At 69.4% G+C, this 23,590-nt stretch carries 23 protein-coding genes; 14 read left to right on the top strand and 9 right to left on the bottom strand.

The window, feature by feature from the left end; genetic code table 11:
- The first annotated feature begins 128 nt into the window (after positions 1–128).
- Positions 129–1,130, top strand: a complete 1,002-nt coding sequence (ligD, locus tag NVU01S_RS01010) for a non-homologous end-joining DNA ligase (protein ID WP_043681718.1) — start codon at positions 129–131, stop codon at positions 1,128–1,130.
- Between the two features lie 27 nt (positions 1,131–1,157).
- On the opposite strand, the gene NVU01S_RS01005 is transcribed toward ligD, so the two are convergent.
- Positions 1,158–1,928, bottom strand: coding sequence for a DUF4190 domain-containing protein (locus tag NVU01S_RS01005; protein ID WP_043681715.1), 771 nt, complete (start codon positions 1,926–1,928; stop codon positions 1,158–1,160).
- A gap of 253 nt (positions 1,929–2,181) precedes the next feature.
- Between NVU01S_RS01005 and NVU01S_RS01000 the strand changes: the two genes are divergently transcribed.
- Positions 2,182–2,541 carry a hypothetical protein gene (locus NVU01S_RS01000; RefSeq protein ID WP_043681711.1) on the top strand — a complete coding sequence of 120 codons (360 nt, stop codon included), beginning with the start codon at positions 2,182–2,184 and terminating at the stop codon, positions 2,539–2,541.
- A 21-nt stretch (positions 2,542–2,562) separates the two neighbouring features.
- Here the strand turns inward: NVU01S_RS01000 and NVU01S_RS00995 are convergent, their stop codons facing one another.
- From NVU01S_RS00995 to NVU01S_RS00985, 3 genes are all read right to left on the bottom strand, one after another.
- Positions 2,563–3,216 carry a TetR/AcrR family transcriptional regulator gene (locus tag NVU01S_RS00995; RefSeq protein WP_043681708.1) on the bottom strand — a complete coding sequence of 218 codons (654 nt, stop codon included), beginning with the start codon at positions 3,214–3,216 and terminating at the stop codon, positions 2,563–2,565.
- Positions 3,200–4,345, bottom strand: a complete 1,146-nt coding sequence (locus tag NVU01S_RS00990) for an acyl-CoA dehydrogenase family protein (RefSeq protein ID WP_043681705.1) — start codon at positions 4,343–4,345, stop codon at positions 3,200–3,202. Before NVU01S_RS00990 ends, NVU01S_RS00995 begins: the two co-directional genes overlap by 17 nt.
- Before the next feature lie 113 nt (positions 4,346–4,458).
- Entirely contained in the window at positions 4,459–5,145 is a 687-nt protein-coding gene (locus NVU01S_RS00985; RefSeq protein ID WP_043681762.1) for a TetR/AcrR family transcriptional regulator, read from the bottom strand.
- A gap of 171 nt (positions 5,146–5,316) precedes the next feature.
- Between NVU01S_RS00985 and NVU01S_RS00980 the strand changes: the two genes are divergently transcribed.
- From NVU01S_RS00980 to NVU01S_RS00955, 6 genes are all read left to right on the top strand, one after another.
- Positions 5,317–6,246 carry an alpha/beta fold hydrolase gene (locus NVU01S_RS00980; RefSeq protein WP_043681700.1) on the top strand — a complete coding sequence of 310 codons (930 nt, stop codon included), beginning with the start codon at positions 5,317–5,319 and terminating at the stop codon, positions 6,244–6,246.
- A gap of 61 nt (positions 6,247–6,307) precedes the next feature.
- Positions 6,308–6,523, top strand: coding sequence for a hypothetical protein (locus tag NVU01S_RS00975; RefSeq protein WP_014984771.1), 216 nt, complete (start codon positions 6,308–6,310; stop codon positions 6,521–6,523).
- A complete protein-coding gene (locus tag NVU01S_RS00970; RefSeq protein ID WP_043681697.1) occupies positions 6,520–8,043 on the top strand; it encodes a hypothetical protein in 1,524 nt (507 codons plus the stop codon). Before NVU01S_RS00975 ends, NVU01S_RS00970 begins: the two co-directional genes overlap by 4 nt.
- A 45-nt stretch (positions 8,044–8,088) precedes the next feature.
- Positions 8,089–8,892, top strand: coding sequence for a hypothetical protein (locus NVU01S_RS00965; protein ID WP_052281381.1), 804 nt, complete (start codon positions 8,089–8,091; stop codon positions 8,890–8,892).
- Positions 8,893–8,989: 97 nt separating this feature from the next.
- Positions 8,990–10,420, top strand: coding sequence for an SDR family NAD(P)-dependent oxidoreductase (locus tag NVU01S_RS00960; RefSeq protein WP_043681755.1), 1,431 nt, complete (start codon positions 8,990–8,992; stop codon positions 10,418–10,420).
- Between the two features lie 23 nt (positions 10,421–10,443).
- Positions 10,444–10,833 carry a DUF2784 domain-containing protein gene (locus NVU01S_RS00955; RefSeq protein ID WP_043681694.1) on the top strand — a complete coding sequence of 130 codons (390 nt, stop codon included), beginning with the start codon at positions 10,444–10,446 and terminating at the stop codon, positions 10,831–10,833.
- Between the two features lie 42 nt (positions 10,834–10,875).
- Here the strand turns inward: NVU01S_RS00955 and NVU01S_RS00950 are convergent, their stop codons facing one another.
- Positions 10,876–11,628, bottom strand: a complete 753-nt coding sequence (locus NVU01S_RS00950; protein WP_043681752.1) for a thioesterase II family protein — start codon at positions 11,626–11,628, stop codon at positions 10,876–10,878.
- Between the two features lie 46 nt (positions 11,629–11,674).
- Between NVU01S_RS00950 and NVU01S_RS00945 the strand changes: the two genes are divergently transcribed.
- Together NVU01S_RS00945 and NVU01S_RS00940 are read left to right on the top strand one after the other, a co-directional pair.
- Positions 11,675–13,021 carry a CoA transferase gene (locus NVU01S_RS00945; protein WP_082032447.1) on the top strand — a complete coding sequence of 449 codons (1,347 nt, stop codon included), beginning with the start codon at positions 11,675–11,677 and terminating at the stop codon, positions 13,019–13,021.
- 148 nt (positions 13,022–13,169) lie between these two features.
- Positions 13,170–14,726, top strand: a complete 1,557-nt coding sequence (locus NVU01S_RS00940; protein WP_043681691.1) for an MFS transporter — start codon at positions 13,170–13,172, stop codon at positions 14,724–14,726.
- A 20-nt stretch (positions 14,727–14,746) separates the two neighbouring features.
- Here the strand turns inward: NVU01S_RS00940 and NVU01S_RS00935 are convergent, their stop codons facing one another.
- The gene (locus NVU01S_RS00935) at positions 14,747–15,331 is read right to left on the bottom strand and encodes a TetR/AcrR family transcriptional regulator (RefSeq protein ID WP_043681688.1); all 585 of its coding nucleotides are present in this window, start codon (positions 15,329–15,331) and stop codon (positions 14,747–14,749) included.
- A 99-nt stretch (positions 15,332–15,430) separates the two neighbouring features.
- Here NVU01S_RS00935 and NVU01S_RS00930 point away from each other — a divergent pair, with 99 nt between their 5' ends.
- From NVU01S_RS00930 to NVU01S_RS00915, 4 genes are all read left to right on the top strand, one after another.
- Positions 15,431–16,486, top strand: a complete 1,056-nt coding sequence (locus NVU01S_RS00930; protein ID WP_280140893.1) for a nucleoside hydrolase — start codon at positions 15,431–15,433, stop codon at positions 16,484–16,486.
- Positions 16,487–16,488: 2 nt separating this feature from the next.
- Entirely contained in the window at positions 16,489–17,376 is an 888-nt protein-coding gene (locus tag NVU01S_RS00925; protein ID WP_043681742.1) for an amidohydrolase family protein, read from the top strand.
- 114 nt (positions 17,377–17,490) lie between these two features.
- On the top strand, positions 17,491–17,826 hold the full coding sequence (locus tag NVU01S_RS00920; protein WP_244467540.1) for a type II toxin-antitoxin system Phd/YefM family antitoxin: 336 nt from the start codon (positions 17,491–17,493) through the stop codon (positions 17,824–17,826).
- 16 nt (positions 17,827–17,842) lie between these two features.
- A complete protein-coding gene (locus NVU01S_RS00915) occupies positions 17,843–18,286 on the top strand; it encodes a type II toxin-antitoxin system VapC family toxin (protein WP_209444899.1) in 444 nt (147 codons plus the stop codon).
- On the opposite strand, the gene meaB is transcribed toward NVU01S_RS00915, so the two are convergent.
- From meaB to NVU01S_RS00900, 3 genes are read right to left on the bottom strand one after another with little or no spacing between them, the layout of a single operon-like run.
- Positions 18,245–19,324, bottom strand: a complete 1,080-nt coding sequence (meaB, locus tag NVU01S_RS00910) for a methylmalonyl Co-A mutase-associated GTPase MeaB (RefSeq protein ID WP_244467539.1) — start codon at positions 19,322–19,324, stop codon at positions 18,245–18,247. The genes NVU01S_RS00915 and meaB overlap by 42 nt on opposite strands.
- Positions 19,321–21,600 carry a methylmalonyl-CoA mutase gene (scpA, locus tag NVU01S_RS00905; protein ID WP_043681685.1) on the bottom strand — a complete coding sequence of 760 codons (2,280 nt, stop codon included), beginning with the start codon at positions 21,598–21,600 and terminating at the stop codon, positions 19,321–19,323. Before scpA ends, meaB begins: the two co-directional genes overlap by 4 nt.
- The gene (locus NVU01S_RS00900; RefSeq protein WP_043681682.1) at positions 21,600–23,456 is read right to left on the bottom strand and encodes a methylmalonyl-CoA mutase family protein; all 1,857 of its coding nucleotides are present in this window, start codon (positions 23,454–23,456) and stop codon (positions 21,600–21,602) included. Before NVU01S_RS00900 ends, scpA begins: the two co-directional genes overlap by 1 nt.
- Positions 23,457–23,590 lie beyond the last annotated feature (134 nt).

Genomic DNA, 23,590 nt, shown 5'->3' with positions numbered 1-23,590 from the left:
GTCACAGCGCGCCTCGCGCATGACGGAACCGAGCGCCAGCGAGGTGGAGTCATGAGCGAACGTAGTGAGCGAACCATGTCACAGCGTGCCTCGCGCATGACGGAACCGAGCGCCAGCGAGGTGCAGGCATGAGTGAATCGGTCGATATCGAGGTCGACGGCCGGACCGTCACCATCAGCAATCCCGGCAAGGTCTACTTCACCAAGCGTGGCGAGACGAAGCTGGACCTGGTCCGCTACTACCAGGCGGTGGCCGAGCCGTTCCTGAGTGTCGTCGGCGGGCGGCCGCTGCTGTTGGAGCGGTATCCCGATGGTGCGTCCGGGAAGTCGTGGTTCCAGAAGCGGGTGCCCAAGTCGGCGCCGGACTGGTTGCACACCGTGGAGGTGTCCACACCGAACGGCACCACCAGCGACGCGCTCGTCGCGCACGACCTCGCGCACATCCTGTGGGCGGTGAACCAGGGCTGTCTCGGTTTCCACGTGTGGCCGAACCGGGCGGACAATCTGCAGATCGCCGACGAACTGCGGATCGACCTCGATCCGTCGCCCGGCATCACGTTCGACGATCTCAGACGGGCGGCCGGGCTCACCCGCGACCTGTTCACCGAGCTGGGCATCGAGTCGCGGATCAAGACCTCCGGCTCACGCGGTCTGCACATCTACGTTGCGCTGGCACCGAATTGGGACGGCTACCAGGTGCGCGCGGCCGCCGTCGCGCTGGCCAGGGAACTGGAGCGCAGGCATCCGGACGAGATCACCGCGCAGTGGTGGAAGGAAGAGCGCGGCAATCGGGTATTCGTCGACTTCAATCAGAACGCGCCGCACAAAACGGTTTTCGGTGCGTGGTGCGTGCGCCCGAAGGTCGGCGCGCAGGTGTCCACGCCGATCACCTGGGACGCGTTGGCCGACGTCGTGCCCGACGAACTCACCATCGCCACCGTGCCCGCGCGGCTGACCGAGTTCGGCGATCCGTGGGCCGACCGTACGCCGCAGTCCATCGCGCCGCTGTTGGAGATGTCGGAGCGGGATATGGCCTCGGGTCTGCTCGACGCGCCGTGGCCGCCGCAGTATCCGAAGATGCCGAACGAACCGCCGCGGGTGCAGCCGAGCCGGGCCAAGAAGGAAGAGTAGACCGGGCCGGTTATTCGGTGGTCCAGGTTATTCGGTGGTCCACAGCGCCCAGGTGCCGTTGCGTCCGGGGTTCTCGCAGATCAGCGCGCGGCCGTCGGCGGTGCGGGCCGTCTTGCCCGTGGTGCCATCGCATTTCGTGCCCGGCTGCTGGGTCGTCGTGGACACGTTGACCGGGCCGGACCACTGGTAGCTGCTCGCGCTTTGCAGGCAGAGCAGCGTCGTGCCGTCCGCCCCGGTGCCGATCTGGCCGGCCTGCGATTCGGTGCAGGCCGAGCCCTTCTTCAGGTTGCTCTGGCTCGCCGAGGTGGCGGTCACGCTCGGGGCCGCGGACGGCGGGACCACGGTGGTGATCACCGGCGGCGCCGGGCGCTCCGTCGTCGCCTGCGCCGACAGGTTCATCGTCGGCTTGTTCGCCCGGGTCACGCTGTCGGGCAACACGTTTCCGGCCAGCACGACGAAACCCACCAGCGCCGTCACCTCGGCCACGCCGATCAGCAGCGCGAACAGCGCCATCACCCGGCCCCGCGGATGGGAGAAGGCGATGAAGCCGAACACGATGGCGACCGGGAACAACCCGAGCAACGCCGCCACCAGCGCGACGATCGCGTAGGGGTTGACGATGGGCGGGATCTCCACCCGCAGCCGGCCGGTGCGGCGGCGGCTCGGCACGGGCTCCTGCCACCGCTCGTCCGGGTCGGCTTCGCCCCAGCGCTCTTCCTCCGCCGCCTCCGGCCACCGATCGTCCTGCTGCGCTGCCGCAGGCCAGCGTTCCGTTTCACGGCGTTCTGCCCGTGCCATGCCAGGTTCCCTCTCCACACCACACACCGCGCAGGAACCTCGGACACTCCGGACCCGCCCCGATATCCCGACCCACAATAGGGGTCCGACGGCGGCCGGATCATCCGAAAGGTCGAAATACGGTGATGCAACCGTAATAACGAACCGACAACGTTGCGCGCCGTTTCGTGCGACGACAGTTCATGCTGAGCACACCGTGCGGTCTCGCACGCGCTCCGTGTCACTGATCTTGCGCTGACTCTCAGGAGGAACCATGTTCGGTAGCACCGATCCCGACGGCCGCGACGATCGGCCGTGGCATGCGCAGGCCGGCGATCTGCTCGGCGACAACTACAACGTGCCCGGCTTGATCCTGTGCGCACTCGGCATCGTGGCGATGGCGTGCACGCTCACCGCGGCCGGGTACGGCTTCAGCGACTGGGTCCAGATCGGCGCGATCGCGACCGCGACGCTGTGGATCCTCGGCGTCGGTGCGCTGGTGGTCGAGCACCGGCGGGAGGAAGTCATCGAGCTGAAGTACGGGCGGCAGGGGCACGCGCCGGGCACTCGGCGGCCGGTGCGCTACAGCGCGGCGCCGGCGGCCGCCGAGGTGGCGCCCGAAACCGGCAACTGACCCGGGCGACCGCGGGCACGCTCAGTGCCTGCGGTCCACCCGCGGCAGCGATTCGGTGACCAGGGTCGTCAGCATGTCGGCGAGCAGGTCGTGCACCTGCGGCCGGGTCAGCGTGGCGCGGGTGATCCATTCGCGCCCCGCCACTTTCACCAGCCCGCCGTAGGCGCGGACCATCGCGCGCAATGCCGCACTGCGTGCCGAATCGGCGAGGCCGATCATGAGCAGCAGGCGTTCGGCCGCGGCGTCGTCGGCCTGATCGAGGATCTGCTGCACCTCGGGGTCGTCGCCGACGCCCTCGTGGCTGGTCACCTTCACCCAGGTGCTGCCGTGCTCGGCGATGGTGTCCAGCAGCCAGTGCACACTTGCGTCGACTCGCTCGCGCTCGGTGCCGGTGGGCACGATCATGTCGTCCAGCTTGGGCAGCGTCACCATCCGGCGCACGACCGCGAGATACAGATCGCGCTTGTTGCCGAAGTAGTGGTTGATCAGACCGCGCGCGACACCGGCTCGCTGCGCCAGCTCGGCGGTCGAGACCGCGGCGTAGGGCCGCTCGCCGAACATGTCGATCGCGCACGCGAGGATCTGCGCGCGCCGCTCGTCGGGTTCGAGCCTGCGGCGGCGCGGCGACGCAGCACCGTCCGCGGTCTCACTCGTGGTATCAGAGAGACCGGGCAATGAGATCCTTCATCACCTCGTTGCTACCCGCCAGGATGCGCAGGACGCGGGCGCCGGTGTAAAGCTGCGAAATCGGATACTCCGTCATGTAGCCGTAGCCGCCGAACAGTTGCAGGCAGCGGTCAACCACGATACCCAGCTGATCGGTGAGCCAGTACTTCGACATCGCCGCGGTGGGGATGTCCAGCTCGCCGCGCAGGTGTTTCCCGATGCAGTCGTCCAGGAAGGTACGGCTGATCTTCGCGAGGGTGGCGCACTCGGCGAGTTCGAACTTGGTGTTCTGCATCGCGAACAGCGGCTTGCCGAACGCCTCGCGGCCCTTCGTGTAATCGATCGTGAGTTGCACGGCCTGCTCCATCATCGCGACCGCGATAATGCCGGTGACCAGGCGTTCCTGCGCGAGCATCTGCATCATCTGATAGAAGCCGAGGCCCTCGGACTCGCCGAGCAGATTCGTCGCGGGCACCCGCAGGCCGTCGAAGAACAGCTCGGCGGTGTCCTGCGCCTTGCCGCCGATCTTGTTCAGGATGCGGCCACGCTTGAACCCCGGAGTGTCGTCGGACACGTCGGCGTAGATCAGCGAGACCCCGGCCGCGCCCTTGGTCGGGTCGGTCTTGGCGGCGATGACGATGCCGTCGCAGAGCCAGCCGTTGGTGATGAAGATCTTCGAGCCGGTGATGACGTACTCGTCGCCCTCGCGCACCGCGCGGGTCTTGATGTTCTGCAGGTCGGAGCCGGTGCTCGGCTCGGTCATGCCGATGGAGAGCACGATCTCGCCCGCGGCCGCCTTGGGTAGCACGCGGCGCTTGAGTTCCTCGGTCCCGAATTCCTTGATGTAGGGGGCGATGATCGAGGTGTGCACCGGCATCCCCAAGGCGCCGTCGCCCGCCCGGGTCTGCTCCTCGATGATCGCCGCCTCGTGCGCGAAAGTGCCGCCGCCACCACCGTATTCGGCCGGGATGGCGGTGCACAGCAAGCCCAGCTCGCCGGCGCGGTTGTACAGCGCGCGATCCGGATGGCCCTGCGCGACGAACTTCTCCTCGTGCGGGACCACCTCCTTTTCGAAGAACGCCTTCGCCAGGTCGCGAACCGCCTCGACCTCGTCGTCACTCCACGCGGCGCGTGCCATCTCAGATCCTTTGCTCGCTCGGTGCTTCCGCATCAGATTCGCGCACTATTGGCACTCTGTCAACAAGGCTGGCACAAGAGTGCGCCGCGGGCAGCGAAAGCGCTGATGAGCGGTCAGCCCGTGGGCCGCTGCGCCTGATTGACGGCGGTGAGCGAGGCGAGTATCGGGGTGTCGGGATCCGCGGAGATGCCCTGCCTGCGCAGGAAACCGTCGATCAGGCCCCACACGAATTCGGTGGCCTGGTCGACGAATTCCGCGGTGCGCGTCGACGGCGCCGGATCGGCCAGCCAGAGATCGGTGATCGAGACGACCACGCCGACCACCGCGCGCGACAGATAGTCGATGCCCGCGGTCTGGATCGGAATGGACTCGGCGATCTCGCGCGCCTGCCGGGCGAAACGGTCCGAGGCGGCACGGCCGAGGTCGAATTGCAGCACGGTGCCGTCGGACTGCTGGGTCACCTGAGCCTGGCCGAGGAAGCGAAAGACATTGGGATGCTGCAGAATACTGTCGGCGTAACCCGTCAGCACCCGGCGCAGCGCGGCGCGCGGGGGCTGCAGCATGAGCGTCAGATCGTTACCCGCGGCCGCCGCGGCGGACTTCGCCATCCGGTTGCCGATCTCGGTGTAGAGGTCGGCTTTGTCGGCGAACTGCCGGTACAGCCGCGGCTTCGTCATCGCGGCTTCGCGGGCGATGTCGTCCATGCTCGGCCGCGGCCCGGCCCGGTCGATCACCCGGATCGCGGCATCGACGATCTCCGCACGGGAGGTCGCCGACGGACGGGAGCTGGGACGGGGCACGACCGCAGCATACACGTACCGTCAGTACGGTTATCGACGTGAGGTACGCCATAGTCTGGGCGTACCCCTCGCCTTGCCCGGGTTTACTTCGTACTGTCGGTATCGGAAAACGTACTGGCGGTACGGCCCTGGTGACCGGCCGGCAGCTCGCCCCCGAACGAGGCTGACAACATGACCAACCTGATCGACACCGATACGCCGCGCCCGGACCGGCAGTGGACGGTGACCGCCGACGGCGCCGATCTCGCCGTTTTCGAATGGGGCGACCCCGCGGCCGAACCCTTGGTTCTCGTGCACGGCCTCACCGACACCCATCGCGTGTGGGCCACCGTCGCCGCCCTGCTGAGCGACGGCTTCCGGGTGATCACCTACGACGTGCGCGGGCACGGCAGATCAGCCACTCCGGCCCTGCTCGCGGACTTCCGCCTGGACCGGCTGGCCGCCGACTTCTTCGCGGTGATCGACGCGGCGAGCCCGAAACAGCCGGTGCACACCTGCGGCCACGGCTGGGGCGCGGTGCAACTGTGGGAGGCGGTGTGCGATCCGCGGGCGAACACCCGGATCGCCTCGTTCACCGCCATTTCCGGTCCCAACCTCGATCATCTGGGGTTGTGGCTGCGCGCGGTCGCGCCGCACGCCAAAGGCATGCTCGGCGATCTCGGCTGGTGGCTGCACGGCGCGCGCTGGACCCTGCGGCCGATCCCCGTCGCGCGACGGCTGTACCCGCCGCGGGTGCGGACGTTGCTGGTCGAGCGGCTCGGCGGGCTCTCGCCGATCCCGGCCCGGATCGCCCGCACCTGGCGCACCGACCTCGTCTCGGGCGGGCGGATCGCGCAGGCCAACCTGCTGCATCATCTGCGCCGCCCGCGGCTGCGGCGCACCGCGGTACCGGTGCAACTGCTGGTGGACTCCACCGACCCGTTCGTGCCCGCCGCCATCTACGACACCTCGATCCGCTGGGTGGACCGGCTCTGGCGCTGTGCCGTGCCGGCGGACCACTGGCTGCCGGTCACCGAACCGCTGCTGGTCGCCGAGGCGATCGCCAACTTCGTCGACGACCTGCGCGCCGACCGGGCCGCGATCACCCCGCGCCGCAGCTGACCCGCGCGGCCGCCGGAACACGGCCGCGCGCAACACAATTCGACACCGATACGGAGATGCCATGCCGGACCCGGCGCACCCGCTGACCCAGACCCTCGGCGCACCGCTGCCCGACGAGTTCGGCCGGCTCACCGAGGCCGACCTCGCCGAACTCGACCGCCTGCTGCGCACCGCCGTCAGCGCCCGCGGCGAACGCCTCGGCGCGGCGGTGGAATCCTCGCTGCAGCTGATCCCCCGGCTGATGCGGCCGGCCGTGAAGAAGGCGCTCGGCTTATGAGCGCACAACTCATGGTGCGCGCGGAAACGACGAAACTCGCGCGCCTGCTGGATATCGCCGACCCGGCGGATCTCGCGTTCCTGCACAGCCTTTCGCCCGAGGCGATCCGGGCGTTCCGGGAACGCGCCACCGACCTGCTCTTCGATCGCGACGCCGCGCGGATGCGGCGGGTCGCGGCGGCGACGAAGTTGGTGCCGACCGTGATCAGTGCCAAGGCCGCCGAACGCGCGTTCGGGCCGGTGCTGTGCGCGGCCGTCGCCGGATCGGTCGAACCGGCCCGCGCGATCGATATCGCGAAGGCGCTGCCCGCTCGCTTTCTCGCCGAGACCGCGGCCCAGCTGGACCCGCGGCGCACCGCCGACATCATCGCGTCGGTACCCACCCGGCTGGTCGCCGACGTGGCCCGGGAACTGCTGCGGCGCGACGACCACGTGACCATGAGCCGGTTCGTCGGCGTCGTACCGGAGGAATCGATGCGCGCCGCGGCACCGGTGCTCGGCGATGCCGATCTGTTGCGCGTCGGTTTTCTCATGGAGGACAAGTCCGCACTGGACCGGCTGATGGGTCTGTTCACCGACCGGCTCGCCGGGGTGATCCGGACCGCACACGAACAAGGCCTGTGGGCAGAGGGTCTCGACCTGCTCGACAGCGTCGGTCCCGAAAACCGGGCCGCGCTCGGCGATCTCGCGGCCGGACTCGGCGGCGAGGTACTGGACGGCCTGATCGAGGCGGTCCGGGCGCTGGACGCCTGGGCTTCGCTGCTGCCGGTGACCAGCGCGATGAGCCCGGACAGCTTGCGGGCTTTCGCCGAAAGACCTGCGGTACAGGAGGAATCGGTGCTCGCCTCGATCATGAACGCCGCGTTGCAGCAGGGCTTCTGGCTGGATCTGCTACCGCTGGCGGTGCACCTGCAACCGGATCAGCTGGCCATCCTGGCCGCGCGTCTGGCCGACAAGCCGGACGACGAACTCGGCGAGCTGGTCACCCAGGCCGATGCGGCGGGTCTGTGGAGCGCGATGCTGCCCATCGCCCTGGCGATGACCGATACCGACCGCAGACGCATGGCGGGCCTGCCGATCATGCAGGACCCGGACGTGCTGCGCGCGGTGATCGGCACCACCGCCGAACACGAACTCTGGTCCCAGGCTTTGCCTTTGGTCGACGCGCTGCCGGCGACCGCGACCCCGATCCTGGCGTCCTGCATCGGCGATCTGAGCCGCGCACAGCTCTTGGCCGCCGTGCTCGTCGCGGCGCGCAGCGACAACATCGACACGCTCGTCCAGATCGCGCTCGCGCAGGAGGCCGACGGCCGGGCCAGGGTGCTCGAACTCATCGACGGTATGGACGATCTCGACGAGTTCCTCGCCGCGCTCACCGCGGATACCCCGAAAGTGGTGTGGGACGGGCTGATCGAGGTCCGTGCGGAGATCCCGGCACCGTTGCTCGCGCGCCTCGCCGAACGCGCGGACCAGCTCGGCCGCACCGCCGCTGCGGAAGAACTGCGCGCCGGCCGACCCTGATCGGAACCCCCGCGGGACGTCGGATGAGGTGATATTTTCGGGGCGATGACGGGATCGGGGGGTTCGGGGCCCTCGCGCCCCGACTACACGGGCTGGCTGGACCAGCCGCTGACTCCGGCGGCACCTCCGCGGCCCTATCCGGACGGCACGGTGCCGCCGCGACGCGCGCTGACCTGGAGCGGGTCCACGCACGGCAAGAGTTGGCCGTGGGCGCTGGGCGCAGCAGCCGCGGTGTCGGCGCTCTGGGTCGTCGGCTCGCTCACCACCTCCGCCACCGACCGAGCCGCCGCCGCGCCCGACCTGCGGGGCTATCACCACGTGGACAACCTCTGCGCGATCACCGACACCGCGCCCTATCTGCGCGCCGGGTTCGCCCTCGCGCCCACGAGTGCGGCGGGCCCGAAATACCCCCTGCACCAAAGCCTGCTGCACCCGGCCGTCGACACGATGACGTGCACGATTCGGCTCAGCACGCCCGGCGCGCTCGATCGTGGCGACGACAGCACCGTGAAGGTGCGGGCCGTGGTGCACAAGCAGACCGACCCCGGTCCCGAATTCACCGCCCGGTTCCAGACCTGGACCCAGGCCCCGCTGTCGGAGAACGACGAGATCACCGCGCTGCCCGGCCTCGGCGACGAGGCGTATCTCGTCCAACGCAAGAGCCCGGGCGGCACCCGGCCCACCAGCATCACCCTCGCCGTCCGCCACGGCTGGACCACCTACGAGATCAGCTGGCTGCGCCTGTCCTCGGTCACCGCCACCCCCACCAGCAGGCCGCCGACCACCGCCGAAGCGATCGAGCTGCTGCGCGGGACCGCGGACACGACGCTGCGGCTGCTGCGCGCGTAACCGCCCGAGCAGGCAACCGGGCGGCAACCCGGTTCGCGCGTTTGCGACAATGAGCGGGTCGATTTCCCAGCTCAGCAAAAGGATGCCTGTACCACCGATGGCCGAAAGCATGATTGATCCGGACGAGCTCGCGACCTGTCTGCGCGTACTGGACGAGGCCGGGCGACTGGAAAAGGACCATCCCGACTCGGTGGCGGTGCAGCGCGCGGTCGGCCACATGTTCAAGAAGCTCAAGCAGCGGCGGCGCACCGAGGCCAGGGCGGCGGTGTCGGCCGCCGATCGCGAGGTCGTCGCCGCGACCGCGACCGGCTCGCCGCAGCGGATCGACGACGAGACCGCGGGCATCCCGCTGGCCTCGAGCGCGGCGGGCGCCAGCGCGGGCACGCTGATCCGGCCGCGGCCCTGCTATATCTGCAAGCAGAAGTACACGCAGGTCGACGCGTTCTATCACCAGCTGTGCCCGGAATGCGCCGCGCGCAGCCACGGCAAGCGGGACGCGCGGGCCGATCTGACCGGTCGCCGCGCCCTGCTCACCGGCGGCCGGGCCAAGATCGGCATGTACATCGCGCTGCGGTTGCTGCGCGACGGCGCGCACACCACGATCACCACCCGGTTCCCCAACGACGCGGTCCGCCGCTTCGCCGCGATGGAGGACAGCGCCGACTGGCTGCACCGGTTGCGCGTGGTCGGCATCGACCTGCGTGATCCCGCCCAGGTCGTCGCGCTCGCCGACGACGTGGCGGCGCAAGGCCCGCTGGACATCCTGATCAACAACGCCGCCCAGACCGTGCGCCGCTCCCCCGGCGCCTACAGCGCGCTGGTCGACGCCGAATCCGGACCGCTGCCTGCGGGCCTGCTGCCCGAACTGGTCACCTTCGGCAAGACGATGCAGGCGCACCCCACCGCGCTCACCGCCTCGCTCACTCCGACGCTGTCCGCCGCCGACATCGCCGAACTCGCGCTGGTCGCGGGATCGGCCACCCCCGAACGTATTTCGCGGGGCGTCGCGATCGACGCGGGCGGTCTGGTGCCCGACCTCGCGCACACCAACAGCTGGGTGCAGACCGTCGCCGAGGTCGATCCCACCGAGCTGCTCGAGGTACAGCTGTGCAATTCGGTCGCGCCGTTCATCCTGGTGTCGCGGCTGCGGCCGGCCATGGCCGCGGCCGCCGCGCGGCGCAAGTACATCGTCAACGTGTCGGCGATGGAAGGCCAGTTCGCCCGGGCCTACAAGGGCCCCGGCCATCCGCACACCAATATGGCCAAGGCGGCGCTGAACATGTTGACCCGCACCAGCGCTCGCGAAATGCTCGAGGCCGACGGCATCCTGATGACCGCGGTCGACACCGGGTGGATCACCGACGAGCGCCCGCACTACACGAAGATGCGCCTGGCCGAAGAGGGCTTCCACGCTCCGCTGGACCTGGTCGACGGCGCCGCCCGGGTCTACGACCCGATCGTGCAGGGCGAGCAGGGCACCGACCTCTACGGCTGCTTCCTGAAGGACTTCCAGCCTTCGCCGTGGTGAGGCGGAATCGCTAAGCTGGTCGTGTGCTGTATCGGCTACTCGCCGATGCCACCGCCGCCGCGCATTTCGCGTTCGTGGCGTACGTGGTGGTCGGTGGATACCTGGCGTGGCGCCTGCCGCGCACCCTCTGGCCGCACCTGCTCGCGGTCGGCTGGGGATTCAGCACGGTGCTGTTCGGCATCGACTGCCCGCTCACGCATCTGGAGAATTGGGCGCGCCATCGAGCGGGCGAGGCCGGACTGCCGCCGAGCGGTTTCATCGACCACTACATCACCGGGGTGATCTATCCGGAAAGCGCGCTCGGCGCGGTCCGGGTGCTCGTCGCGGTGGTCGTCGTGCTCTCCTGGGTGGGCTACGCCGTACTGCGGCGACGGGCGGCCGGACCGGCCACCCGCCTCCCGGCGGCCCGTTAGTTCCGTTCGCGGCAATACTTCTCGGCTATCACGCGGTGCACGCTACTGGCCCAGCCGGGCCGCGACGACTTTCGCCACCGCCGCGGGATCTTCGTCCACGAAGAAGTGCCCGCCGGGAAAGGTTGTGCGCTCGAAGGTTCCGCTGGTGAACTCGCGCCACTCGTCGGCCTGCTCCGGTCGCATGGTGGGATCGCCGGTGCTGACGAGCGCGGCGATATCGACGGCCAGTGGGTCACCCGGCGGGTACCGATAGGTTTCCACGGCCTGGTAGTCGCCGCGCACGGCGGGCAGCACCAGTTCCGCGAGACTCGGTTCGTCCCGCAGCATCTGGATCGGCGCCGGGTCGGCGGCCAGGCGTTCGAGATCCTTGATCAGGTCCTCGTCCGACCCGAGGTGCAACCGCTGCGTCTCCACGAAACCCGGTGCGGGACGGCCGGACACGAACAGCGCCGTGAGCGCCTGGCCGCCGCGCTCGAGCCGCCGCGCCGTCTCGAACGCGACCGTCGCGCCCATGCTGTGACCGAACAGCGCGAGCCCGTCGAGGTTTCCGTGCCGCAGCACCTCTCGAGCTATCTGGTCCGCGAGCGCACACAGATCGGTGATCGGCGCCTCGCCGAGCCGGTCCTGCCTACCCGGATACTGCACCGCCAGCACCGCGGTGCCCGCGCCGAAACATTGTGCGAATTCACGATATGCGGTGGCGGGACCGCCGCCCGGCGGCAAACACAGCAGGTAGCGGCGGGGAGCCGGGTCGGCCCGCAGCACCCGCAGCCACTCGCCCGACTCGATCTTCATGCCCACGGAGATCTCCTTCTCAGCTGGAACTATTACGCTCGTTCGCGTGAACGCGCACACACGGCTGGTCCACGACTACGAAGCCGGAATCGGTGTCACCCCCTCCGCCATTACGCCTGCCCCCGACCCCGGCAGCAATCTCGCTGCGACACTACCGGTCTGGGCACTGGCCGCCGGATCGGTCGCCGCGCTCACCGCCGCGGCCAATCGCCTGCGCACGATCCGCGGCCTCGACCCGGTGGCGCACCGCATCGACCCCGTCCGGATCACCGCCGCGTTCTCCAGCGAACGGCTGCTGCGCTTCCACGGTGCGCCCGCGACCATGTTCGCCGACCTCTCCGGGTTCTTCCCCACCTATGACGGATGGGTCCGCACGCACGCCAACTATCCGCACCACCGCGACCGGTTGCTCACCGCGCTCGGGCTGCCGATCGACGCGCCCGTGGACCTCGCGGTCGCGCAGATGGCGATGAGCCGGGCCGCCGATATCGAAGACCACGCCGCCGCGCACGGCGCGATCGCGGTGCGGGTGCGCACCGAACAAGAGTGGGCGCAGAGCCCCGCGGGCCGCTCCGCCGCCGCCGGGCCGATCGTCGCCATCGAACGCCGCCCCGACCGTGGCGAACCCGGATTGCCCCTGGGCGCAGCACCTTTCCAGCCACTGCGCGGCCTGCGCGTGCTCGACCTGACCCGGGTGATCGCCGGACCCGTCGCGACCAGGACCCTCGCATTGCTGGGCGCGGAGGTGCTGCGGGTCGATCCGCCGCACCTGCCCGAGATCCCGTGGCAGTACGCCGATACCGGGCAGGGCAAGCGGTCCACGCTGCTGGATCTGCGCGATCGGTTGCCCCAGTTCAACGACCTGCTCACCGCCGCGGACGTGCTGGTCACCGGCTATCGGCCCGGCGCGCTCGCGCACGCGGGAGTCACCGCCGCCAGGCGCCCCGGGCTCATCCACGGGCGGGTCTCGGCGTGGGGCGAATTCGGGCCATGGGGTGGTCGACGCGGCTTCGACAGCATCGTGCAGGCGGCCTCCGGCATAGCGATCGCCGAAGGCGCGCCCGCGGTGCCCGGCACGCTGCCCGCCCAGGCGCTCGATCACGCGTCCGGCTACCTGCTCGCGGCGGGCGTGATCGACGCGCTCACCGCGCGCGCCACCGACGGGATCGGACGCGACGTGCGAGTCTCGCTGGCGCGCACCGCTTCCTGGCTGCTCAACGCCCCGGATCGGACGCCACGCCACCCGCAGGCGGCGGCGCCCGATCCCGCGACGGCGGTGTATCACGGGGAGGCGTGCACCGCCGCACCGGCGATCGCGGAGTACCCCGCGTATACGTGGCCTGCCCCGGCCTATGGCAACGATCGGCCGGCCTGGCCGTTGCGGACGCATTAGCCGCTGCGGGCTGCGGGCTGCGGGCTGCGGGCTGCGGGCTGCGGAAAATCGTTTGCGGTTTCCGGGCGGTGACCGATGAGATGGAACTGCCCGTTTCGTCAGTACGGGCATGACTCTCCTGGACATCGCAGCAGAAGGACCCGGCCCCGTGGACAGCACCCTCGACCGCACCCCGGGCGCGGCGCCGCCCCGCGCCGGGCGACGCGAGTGGATCGGGCTCGGCGTGCTCGCCCTCGCCTGTCTCGTCTACGCGATGGACCTCACGGTGCTGCACCTGGCCGTGCCGATGATCAGCGCCGACCTGCACCCCACCAGCTCGCAGCTGCTGTGGATCATCGACATCTACGGCTTCATGGTGGCCGGGCTGCTGATCACGATGGGTACGCTCGGCGACCGCATCGGACGCCGCCGGTTGCTGCTCGCCGGCGCCGCGGCCTTCGCGGTGGTCTCGGTGATCGCCGCCTTCGCGCCTACCGCCGAGACCCTGATTCTGTGCCGGGCGCTGCTCGGCGTCGCGGGCGCGACCCTGGCGCCGTCCACGTTGTCGTTGATTTTCAACATGTTTCGCGATATGCGGCAGCGTTCGGTCGCGGTCGGTGTGTGGATCGGCGCGTTCTCCGCGGGCGGCGCGGTGGGCCCGCTGTTCGGCGGCGTGCTGCTCGAATACTTCTGGTGGGGTTCGGTTTTCCTGCTCGCGGTGCCGGTGATGGCCCTGCTGCTGGTGATCGGGCCGAAGGTGCTGCCGGAGTTCCGTGACGATGCCGCCGCCACACTCGATCCGGTGAGCGCGGCGCTGTGTGTCGCGACCATGATCGCGCTGGTGTTCGGCATGAAGAAGATCGCGCAGGACGGCATCGGCGGCACCGCGCTGCTCGCGCTGGCAGCAGGCGTCGCGGCGGGAATCGTGTTCGTGCGCAGGCAGTTGCACCGGCCCGACCCGATGCTCGACCTGCGGCTGTTCCGGCTCGGCACGTTCCGGATCGCGTTACTGATCAACGTGGTCGGCATCTTCGTCGCCTTCGGCTACTTCCTGTTCGTCGCGCAGTACTTCCAACTGGTGCTCGGGCTTTCCCCGCTCGGCACCGGCATCGCGATGGCGCCCTCGGGCCTGGGCTTCATCGTCGGCTCCCAGCTCGCGCCGCGCATCGTGCGAGTGGTGCGGCCCGCGTACGTGATCGGCGTCGGCATGGCCGCGACCGCGGTCGGCATGGTGATGATGACGCAGCTCGCCGTCACGGGCGGCCTCGCGCTCGCGGTCGCCGCGTCGATCGTCAGTTCGCTCGGGATGGCGCCGGTGTTCGGCATCACCACCGAGCTGATCGTCGGCTCCGCACCGCCGCAGCAGGCCGGAGCGGCCTCGGGCGTATCCGAGACCGGCGCGGAACTCGGCGGCGCACTGGGCATTTCGATCCTCGGCAGCATCAGCATCGCGCTGTACCGCAGCGACCTGGCCGAGACCTTGCCCGCCGGATTGCCCGCCGAGGCCGGCCGTTCGGTGCGCGACACCCTGGGTGCCGCGGTGGAAACGAGCGCGGGGCTGCCCGGCGAACTCGGCGAGGCGGTACTGCTGGCGGCACGGGCGGCGTTCCTGCACGGCGTGCACGTCACGGCGGCGATCACCGCGGTCGCGGCCGTCGCCCTCGCGGTGATCGCGGTACTGCGGCTACGGCACGTCCCGGCGGGCGTGCTGAACGAAGAGCTCTGAGCGGCAACGGTTCCGGCCGGTCATTCGCCTCCGGCGCGGTCGCCCGCGATCGCCGTCAGGGCCTCCGCCAGCCGGTTCCCGTCCGGCAGTGCGCCGTTCGGTGCGATGACCCAGAGCACACCGAGTCCTTGCGCCAGCACGAAATACAGCTGGGCGATCGACTCGGCCTGCTCCTCGGTGAGGTTCGGGTGGGCGGTCCGCAGCGCCGCGCCCATCTCGCGGTAGATCGTCGGCAGGCTCTCGGCGTAGAAGTCCTTCGCCTCGCTCGACCGCGCGACCCGCACGATGTTCTCCATGCTGGCGACCATGCTGTCCCGGTTCTGCGCGAACACCTCCGGCATACCGTTCCACAGCTGCGCGAATCCGGCGAGCAGCGCGACGCCGCTGGTCTCGCGGATCATCGACTCCATGTTGTCGCCGATCGCCGTGCCGAGCGCGTCGGCGAGCGCCTCGGTGATCAACTGTTCCTTGGACCCGAAGTGGTAACCGATCGCGGCCAGGCTCACGCCCGCGGCGGCCGCGATATCCCTGGCCGTGGTCTTGGCGACGCCGCGCTCGACGATGGCTTTGCGCGCACCCGCCAGCAGATCTTCCCGGTTTCCCATCCGGCCAGGTTACAACGTGATCAGACATTTGTGCCAGACGCCCGTGCCACACCGGTCCCGGGCGGCGAGCGCGCGGCGCACCGCGGCTAGTCTCGTGGAGTGCGGCAGAAGATCATCATGGACGTCGATACCGGGGTCGACGATTCCCTCGCGCTGCTCTACCTGCTCGCCTCCCCCGAGGCGCAGCTCATCGGCATCGCGTCGACCGCGGGCAACGTGCCCGCGCCGCAGGTCGCGGCCAACAACCTCGCCTGGCTGGACGTGTGCGGCGCACCCGAGATCGAGGTCGCCCTCGGCGCGCTGACACCGCTCGCGATCCCGCTGCGCACCACCGAGGACACCCACGGCCCGCACGGTGTCGGCTATGCCGAACTGCCCGCGTCGGATCGCCCACTGTCACCGCGCAGCGCCGCGCAGATGTGGGTCGATCTGGTGCGCGCCCACCCCGGCGAGATCGTCGGGCTGTGCACCGGGCCGCTCACCAACCTGGCGCTCGCGCTGCGGCTGGAGCCCGACCTGCCGATCTTGCTGCACCGCCTGGTGATCATGGGCGGCGCGTTCAATCACCCCGGCAACACCACGCCCACCAACGAATGGAACGTGCACGTCGACCCCGAGGCCGCCAAGGAGGTGTTCGACGCGTTCTCCGCCGCCCCGCCCGCCCGCAGGCCGATCGTGTGCGCGCTGGACATCACCGAAACCATCGAGATGCGCCCGAAGCATCTGGCGTTGCTCGCCGAACGCGCGGGCAGCCTTCCGGTCGAAACGGTGTCGCCGGCCGACCCGGTCGAGGCCAGGTCGGCGGCGAGCAATCCGATCATCCGGCACGTCACGGACGCGGTGCGGTTCTACTTCGACTTCCACCAGCTCTACGACCTCGGCTATCTCGCGCACATGCACGACCCGTTCGCGGCGGCGGTCGCGCTCGACCCGGCCTCGGCGGTCACCCGGCCCGCGACCGTCGACGTCGAATTGGCCGGAACGCTGACCCGCGCGACGACGGTGGCCGACTGGGCGGGCATGTGGGGCCGCGAACCCAACGCGGACATCGTGATCGGCACCGACCAGGACTTGTTCTTCGATCGCCTGATCAGCCGGATCGGCGATTTCGCGCGGGCCGTCCACCCGCCCGCGCCCGATCAGCGACAGGAGTGACCGTGAGCGGCGACCAGGACGACACCGCGTATCTCGCCGAGTTCCGCGCCCGGCTCGCCCTGCCCGGAATCATCGACGTGCACACCCATTTCATGCCCGAACCGGTGATGCAGAAGGTGTGGGCCTACTTCGACGCCGCCGGTCCGCTCACCGCCCGCGCCTGGCCCATCGCCTACCGAGACGACGAGCAGGTGCGGTTGAAGACGTTGCGCGGCTTCGGCGTTCGCGCGTTCAGCGCGCTGGTCTACCCGCACAAACCGGAGATGGCGGCCTGGCTCAACGAGTGGACCGCCGAATTCGCCGAGCGCACACCGGATTGCCTGCACACCGCGACGTTCTATCCGGAGCCCGGCGCCGAGGTCTACGTGCGCACGGCACTGGAGCGGGGGGCGCGACTGTTCAAGGTGCACATCCAGGTCGGCCGCTTCCATCCCGGCGATCCGTTGCTCGATCCCGTGTGGGCGTTGCTGCAGGAGTCCGCGACACCGGTGCTGATCCATTGCGGATCCGGGCCCGTCCCCGGCGAATTCACCGGGCCCGCGCCCATTGCCGCACTGCTGCGCCGCTTTCCGCGACTGCGGCTCATCATCGCGCACATGGGCGCGCCGGAGTACACCGAATTCTTCGATCTGGCCGAGGAATACCCGCAGCTCCGGCTGGACACGACCATGACGTTCACCGATTTCTTCGAAGAGGTAGATCCGTTTCCCGACGCCGAACGCGGCCGGATGCAAGCCCTCGGCGACCGCATTCTTTTCGGCAGCGATTTCCCGAACATTCCCTACACCTACGACCACGCCGTGTACGCGCTGGAACGACTGAATATGGGCGATGCTTGGCTGCGCCGAGTCTGCTACCGCAACGCCGCCGAACTGTTCGATCTCGAATAGCGGTCACACGACCGAGACGATGAACCGGGCGCATCCGACGCACCACGGTATCCACCCGCCCCCGGGGTCGATGCAAGGTCGACAGCGGCTCGAAATTCTGTCTAGACTGTCTAGATGCAGCTACTGACGATGGAAGCGGGAGACACCACCATGCAATGGCAAGTTCAGGAGGCGAAGCAGCGGTTCTCCGAGGTGCTACGCGCCGCGGAGACCGAGCCGCAGACCATTACGCGGCACGGGGACGCGGTGGCCGTGGTCGTCGACATCAACGAGTACCGCAGGCTCACCCGGCCCGACATCAGCTTCGTCGACCATTTGCTGGTCACCTTCGCAGGCCTCGGCGACGAGGTCGCCGATGTACTCGACGAGGTCGCAGCCGACCGGCAGCACAGCAAGCCCCGCGAGGTGGACCTGTTCGACCCACCCTCCCCCGACTCCGCGGCCGGGTGATCGCCGCATGACCTACTTGCTCGACACCAACGTGCTGTCCGAATTGATGCGCCCGAAACCCGCTCCCGCAGTACTCGACTGGTTCCGTGCGACGCGACAAGCCGACCAGTGGCTCAGCGTGATCACCCTCGGCGAACTACGCCGCGGCGCCGCCCTCTTGCGCCGTCGCGGCGACAATGCGCGCGCAGACAAATTCGACGCCGCCATCTCCGATATCGAATCCCGCTACAGCGACCGCATCCTCCCCGTCACCGCCGACATCGCCCGCACCTGGTCCCGCCTCAGCGCCCCCTCGATCGACATGGCCGATGGCCTCATCGCCGCCACCGCCCTGACCCACGGCCTCACCGTGGTAACCCGCAACGTCAAAGATTTCGAAGACACTGCGGCAATCATTGTCAACCCGTTCGCAATACGGTCAGCGGGTGTCGAAGGCGCGCAGGAGCTGTTCGGCGGCTAGGGCGGCGGTGAGGGTGCCTTCGCGGACTTGGGATTCTATGTCGGTGCGGATGGCTTTTACGTGGGGGTTGTCGGCCAGGCGGCGCAGGAGTTGGTCGTGGACCATGGTCCAGGTCCAGTCGATCTGCTGGCGGCGGCGTTTCTCGTCGAATTCGCCCGCGTCGGTGAGGACGCGGCGGTGCTGCAGGACGGTGTCCCAGAACTTGTCCAGGCCAACGCCTTCCAGGCCGCTCATGGTGAGTACCGGTGGGCGCCAGAGCGCGTCGTGCGGGTGGATGAGGCGCAGGGCACCGGTCAGTTCGCGGGCGGCGGCTTTCGCCTCCATCTCGTGTTTGCCGTCGGCCTTGTTCACCGCCACCAGATCGGCCAGCTCCAGCACACCCTTCTTGATGCCCTGCAACTGATCTCCGGTGCGGGCCAGGGTGAGGAAGCAGAACACGTCGACCATGTTGGCGACGGTCACCTCGGACTGGCCGACGCCGACCGTCTCGACCAGGATGACGTCGTAACCGGCGGCCTCGAGCAGCACGATGGTTTCGCGGGTCGCCTTCGCCACCCCACCGAGCGTGCCCGCGGTGGGCGAGGGCCGGATATAGGCGTTGCGCTCCACCGACAATCGGGCCATCCGGGTCTTGTCGCCGAGGATGGAGCCGCCGGTGCGGGTGGAGGACGGATCGACCGCGAGCACCGCGACGCGGTGCCCCTTGCCGATCAGGTCCATGCCGAGCGCGTCGATGAAGGTCGACTTGCCGACCCCCGGAACACCGGTGATACCAACCCGATTCGACACGTTCGCGGTCGCCGAACTGTGCGCGTCCGGCGTCAGCCGCAGCAGCAGCTGCTGGGCCAGGTCGCGGTGATCCGAGCGGGTCGACTCGACCAGGGTGATCGCCCGCGCCAGCGCGGCCCGCTCGCCGGCCTGGATCGACTTCGCCAACGCGTCGACGTCGATCGCCCGGCCGCGCGCCGGGCGGCGACCTTCGGGGGGCGAATCCGCCCGAAGGTCGCCAGCGGTCGCGGGAGTGTCCCGACCGGTCATTCGGTGGCGGCGGATTCGCCGGCGCCGCTGCCGATTTCGTGGCCGAGCTCGTGCGCGAGCTTCTTCAGCAGATCGATCGCGGCATCGGCGATGACGGTGCCCGGCGGGAAGATCGCCGCCGCGCCCGCCTCGTACAGCGCGGCGAAATCGTCCGGCGGGATCACGCCGCCGACGATCACCATGATGTCGGGTCGCCCCGCCTCGGCCAGTGCCTGCCGCAAAGCGGGCACCAGCGTGAGGTGGCCGGCCGCCAGCGACGACACACCGACGACGTGCACGTCGTTGTCGGCCGCCTGCTGCGCCACCTCTTCGGGGGTCTGGAACAGCGGGCCCACGTCGACGTCGAAGCCGAGGTCGGCGAAGGCGGTGGCGATCACCTTCTGTCCGCGGTCGTGGCCGTCCTGTCCCATTTTCGCGACCAGGATGCGCGGGCGACGCCCCTCCGCCTCGGCGAACTCCTCGACCAGACCGCTCGCGGTGGTGATGTTGGTGACCTTGCCGGCCTCGTCGCGGTACACACCGGACAGCGTACGGATCTCCGCCTGGTGCCTGCCGTACACCTGCTCCAGCGCGTCGGAGATCTCACCGACCGTGGCCTTGGCGCGGGCGGCATCAATGGCCAGGGCGAGCAGGTTGTTCGCCATGCCGCCTTCGGAAGACGCCGCGGCCCTGGTCAATTCGGCGAGCGCCCGTTCGACCTCGCCCGAATCCCGTTCGGCGCGCAGCCGGCGCAGCTTCTCGATCTGCTCGGCGCGCACCCGCGAGTTCTCCACCTTGAGGACCTCGACCTGCTGGTCCTCTTCGGCCTGATACTTGTTGACCCCGATCACCGGCTGCTGACCGGTGTCGATCCGGGCCTGGGTGCGGGCCGCGGCCTCTTCGATGCGCAGCTTCGGGATGCCCTCGCCGATCGCCTGGGCCATGCCGCCGTGCGCTTCCACCTCTTCGATGTGCGCGCGGGCCCGGTTGGCCAGCTGATGGGTCAGCCATTCGACGTAATACGAACCGCCCCACGGGTCCACCGGACGGGTGGTGTTGGACTCCTGCTGGATCAGCAGCTGGGTGTTGCGCGCGATGCGGGCGGAGAAGTCCGTCGGCAGGGCCAGCGCCTCGTCCAGCGCGTTGGTGTGCAGCGACTGGGTGTGTCCCTGGGTCGCGGCCATCGCCTCGATGCAGGTGCGGGCCACGTTGTTGTAGGCGTCCTGCGCGGTGAGCGACCAGCCCGAGGTCTGCGAATGCGTGCGCAGCGACAGCGATTTCGCGCTCTTCGGCTCGAATTTCGCGACGAGTTCGCTCCACAGCAGCCGTCCGGCGCGCAGCTTGGCGACCTCCATGAAGAAGTTCATGCCGATCGCCCAGAAGAACGAGAGCCGCGGCGCGAACTTGTCCACCGCCATGCCCGCGTCGATCCCCGCCCGGATGTACTCCACACCGTCGGCGAGGGTGTAGGCCAGCTCCAGATCGGCGGTCGCGCCCGCTTCCTGAATGTGGTAGCCGGAGATGGAGATCGAGTTGAACTTCGGCATCTTGGCGCTGGTGTAGGCGAAGATGTCGGAGATGATCCGCATCGAGGGTTTGGGCGGATAGATGTAGGTGTTGCGGACCATGAACTCTTTCAGAATGTCGTTCTGAATGGTTCCGGCCAGCTGCTCGGGCGCGACGCCTTGCTCTTCTGCCGCAACGACATACAGCGCGAGGATGGGCAGCACCGCGCCGTTCATCGTCATCGACACGCTGACCTGATCGAGCGGGATGTGGTCGAAGAGCTGACGCATGTCGAGAATCGAGTCGATGGCGACACCGGCCATGCCGACGTCACCCTGCACGCGCGGGTGATCGGAGTCGTAACCGCGGTGCGTCGCCAGGTCGAACGCGACCGAGAGGCCCTTCTGCCCGGCCTGCAGGTTGCGGCGGTAGAAGGCATTCGAGTCCGCGGCGGTGGAGAAGCCGGCGTACTGGCGGATGGTCCACGGCTGATTGACGTACATCGTCGGGTACGGCCCGCGCACGAACGGCGCGACGCCCGGCACGGTGTCGAGCGGATACCCCTCGGCCACAACGGCATCCCGGTCGGCCCTGGTGAACACCGGTGGCACGTCGATACCTTCGGGCGTCGACCAGGTCAACTGCTCGGGCGCATAGTGGTTCGCCGTGGCGGCCTCGCGCACGTAGGCGTCGACCTGCGCGGCGTCGACCGCCGCGGGTGCGGCGGCCGGGTCCGTCAACGGGACCTCGGCGAAACTGCCTACCACGTGTTTGATTTCCCTGGTCGTCATCAGGCTCCCACCTTCTCCAACAGGCCGGACAGCGCCGCGACCGCATCGATCTTTGCCGCGAGGAATCCGTCAGGTCGTTGCGCGTCGCTCAACTCGGCGACCGCTTTCGCAGCACCGGCCAGCAACACCGTTTCCACCCCGGCGGCGCGCAATTGCGCCACCGCCGCACCGGCTTCGGTGCCGTAGCGCTTGTCGGCACCGCAGAGCACCGCGATCGGCGCACCGGCTTCGGTTGCGGCGGCGGCGATTCCGTCGATCGCCAGCGGGCCCGGATTGATCGATTCGATCCCGCCGGAGGCCAGCAGGTTCGCGATGAAGGTCACCCGCACGTTGTGCTCGGCGACCGAGCCCAGCGGCACCAGTAACGCTTTCGGCCGGGCGCCGTGCGCAGCCAGGTAGGCGTCGGAGCGATTGCGCAACTCCTCGAACGCCGCGCCGTAGCGAGCGACGCGACCGGCCTGCCGGGCGGCTTCGGACAGTGGCTTTTCGGCCAGGTTCGGAAATTCGTTGACGCCGGTGACGGCCGTTTTCCGGTGTGCGACATCCCCGGCGCGGGCCGCCTTGGTGGCGGCGATGCGCTCGGCCAGCAGACCGGAGTCCAGCGCGGCGAGATAGCCGCCGGCGGCCTCGATCTCCTGCAGGAACTCCCACGCCTTCGCGGCGAGTTCGCTCGTGTAGTCCTCGACGTACCAGGAGCCCGCCCCCGGGTCCTGCACGAAACCGAGCCGCGACTCCTCGAGCAGCAGCAGCTGGGTATTGCGCGCCATGCGGTCCGCGAACGACTTCGAGACGCCGAGTTCCCCGGCGGGCAACGCCGAATCGAACGGCAGCACGGTCACCGAGTCCGCGCCGCCGACTCCGGCACCGAAGGCCGCCAGGGTGGTGCGCAGCAGGTTCACCCACGGGTCGCGCTGGGTCATCATGGCCGCGGAGGTCACCGCGTGCTGCGGCGCGCCACCGAAATCGGGCGCACCGCACACGTGCGCGACCCGGGCCCAGAGTTGCCGCGCGGCACGGAACTTCACGATCGTGGCGAACTGGTCGTCGGTGGCCGCGAACCGGAAGGCCAACTGCTCCAGCGCATCCGCGATGTCCAGGCGCTCGGTGAGCGCACGCAGATACGCCAGGCCCGCAGCGACGGCGGCACCCAGTTCCTGCGCGTCCGAAGCGCCCGCGTCGTGGAAGGCGGTGCCGTCCACGGTGATCGCGCGCACCGTCTCCGCACGGCCGGCCGCGGTCTCGGCCAGCGTGATCGTCTCGGTCAGGCCGAGATCGCCGCGCTCGGCGAAGCGACTGGTCAGCGGTGCGGCGCCGAGCGAGACGCTGATGTCCGCGCGGTCGGTCGCGTCGTAGCCGTCCAGTGCCGCGAACACCTGCGCGGCCGCCTCGGCCGTGACCTCGCCCGCGTCCAGGGTGAGCGGCGCGAGATCGAACAGCACGCCGGCGAGGGCGGCGGGCAGGTCCGCGACCGCGACGCCGCGTTCGCCCACGCCGAGCCACAGCGCGCTGATCCCGCTCTCCAACCCGGCCATGATCTCGCGATTGACCGCTGCCGCGTCGGCGCCGCCGAAGTAGGCGCTCACATGCCAGCCGCGGTGCACGTCGCGGGTGGCGTCGCCGCCCCGCACGAACGGGAACGTGCCCGGCAGCGGCTGCTCCGGCCGTTCGTTCCGGCGCGTGTACAACGGCGCTATCGTCAGCCCGTCATAGGTGGTTTCGTCGAGGAGCTGTTCGGGCTCCTCGGGCAGATCGGCGATGTCGACGCGCCGGACCTTCGCCAGCACCCCCGCCACACCCTTGCGCCACGCGGCATACTCGGGCACCGGTTCCGTCCCGGGCTCTGAAGCAATCGGCATAGCTTGCTGTTCCTCTTCCACTCGACTGCAGGCGCACCCGTGGTTTGTGCCGAAAACCTCCGCATTCGCCCTGTTCAGCGACCACTTTGGTTAACGAGCATTCGTCCCGTTTCTTCTGATGCTAGCGGCACCCG

The sequence above is a fragment of the Nocardia vulneris genome (genome assembly GCF_001613425.1).
GTDB classification, from domain to species: Bacteria; Actinomycetota; Actinomycetes; order Mycobacteriales; family Mycobacteriaceae; genus Nocardia; species Nocardia vulneris.
This window is presented reverse-complemented; position numbering and strand designations above follow the sequence as displayed.

Coding starts and splice junctions, on each gene's coding strand:
- ligD (WP_043681718.1), top strand. CDS start 129: ATGAGTGAATCGGTCGATATCGAGGTCGACGGCCGGACCGTCACCATC.
- NVU01S_RS01005 (WP_043681715.1), bottom strand. CDS start 1,928: ATGGCACGGGCAGAACGCCGTGAAACGGAACGCTGGCCTGCGGCAGCG.
- NVU01S_RS01000 (WP_043681711.1), top strand. CDS start 2,182: ATGTTCGGTAGCACCGATCCCGACGGCCGCGACGATCGGCCGTGGCAT.
- NVU01S_RS00990 (WP_043681705.1), bottom strand. CDS start 4,345: ATGGCACGCGCCGCGTGGAGTGACGACGAGGTCGAGGCGGTTCGCGAC.
- NVU01S_RS00980 (WP_043681700.1), top strand. CDS start 5,317: ATGACCAACCTGATCGACACCGATACGCCGCGCCCGGACCGGCAGTGG.
- NVU01S_RS00975 (WP_014984771.1), top strand. CDS start 6,308: ATGCCGGACCCGGCGCACCCGCTGACCCAGACCCTCGGCGCACCGCTG.
- NVU01S_RS00970 (WP_043681697.1), top strand. CDS start 6,520: ATGAGCGCACAACTCATGGTGCGCGCGGAAACGACGAAACTCGCGCGC.
- NVU01S_RS00965 (WP_052281381.1), top strand. CDS start 8,089: ATGACGGGATCGGGGGGTTCGGGGCCCTCGCGCCCCGACTACACGGGC.
- NVU01S_RS00960 (WP_043681755.1), top strand. CDS start 8,990: ATGGCCGAAAGCATGATTGATCCGGACGAGCTCGCGACCTGTCTGCGC.
- NVU01S_RS00950 (WP_043681752.1), bottom strand. CDS start 11,628: ATGAAGATCGAGTCGGGCGAGTGGCTGCGGGTGCTGCGGGCCGACCCG.
- NVU01S_RS00935 (WP_043681688.1), bottom strand. CDS start 15,331: ATGGGAAACCGGGAAGATCTGCTGGCGGGTGCGCGCAAAGCCATCGTC.
- NVU01S_RS00920 (WP_244467540.1), top strand. CDS start 17,491: ATGCAGCTACTGACGATGGAAGCGGGAGACACCACCATGCAATGGCAA.
- meaB (WP_244467539.1), bottom strand. CDS start 19,324: ATGACCGGTCGGGACACTCCCGCGACCGCTGGCGACCTTCGGGCGGAT.
- scpA (WP_043681685.1), bottom strand. CDS start 21,600: ATGACGACCAGGGAAATCAAACACGTGGTAGGCAGTTTCGCCGAGGTC.
- NVU01S_RS00900 (WP_043681682.1), bottom strand. CDS start 23,456: ATGCCGATTGCTTCAGAGCCCGGGACGGAACCGGTGCCCGAGTATGCC.